The organism is Pseudescherichia vulneris (genome assembly GCF_902164725.1).
GTDB lineage: Bacteria > Pseudomonadota > Gammaproteobacteria > Enterobacterales > Enterobacteriaceae > Pseudescherichia > Pseudescherichia vulneris.
Genome location: NZ_LR607338.1, coordinates 3,631,842 through 3,632,326 on the forward strand (window position 1 = coordinate 3,631,842; position 485 = coordinate 3,632,326).

Consider the following 485-nt stretch of genomic DNA (forward strand, 5'->3'; position numbering starts at 1 on the left):
GCCGCACAGATTAATCCGACCCTTGACTTGGCATTTAAAATTGTCGCGATATCGTCATGTAGCCGTTATAGCGTACTGAGCACTCTTCATCATTCATCAGTGCTGAGGAGATAAATACGTCTTTTTTACCGATATCATTAGTGTAGGTGTAACGTACTATTAAATTTAGGACATGATTGTTGTGATAAATTTTGAAGTAATCATTTTCAGATAACCCCTTTCCGGATGCGCTATCGGCTTTAGCCATCTGTCGGGCAAACACGTCGGATACCGGAGCAATGCTTAATATCTCCGTGACGATTTTACTATTTTGTATGTTTTCCAGCTTAATCCCAAGATCGTTTTTAACGCTGACCTGTAACATGCTTTCAGCATAATGGCCTGGGGCAGCGCATTCACTTCCGGGTAAATCCGCAGCATAATTAACTGCCGGCAGTACTATGATAATGAAAGGCACTAACGCTTTCATCGGATAACCTCTAGAT

At 41.9% G+C, this 485-nt stretch carries 1 protein-coding gene; it reads right to left on the reverse strand.

Annotated features, from left to right (window positions below; all coding sequences use genetic code 11):
- Nucleotides 1–34: 34 nt before the first annotated feature.
- Nucleotides 35–485 (reverse strand): hypothetical protein (locus tag FN633_RS15050; RefSeq protein ID WP_208674131.1); only part of this gene is annotated, 451 nt, incomplete at its 5' end.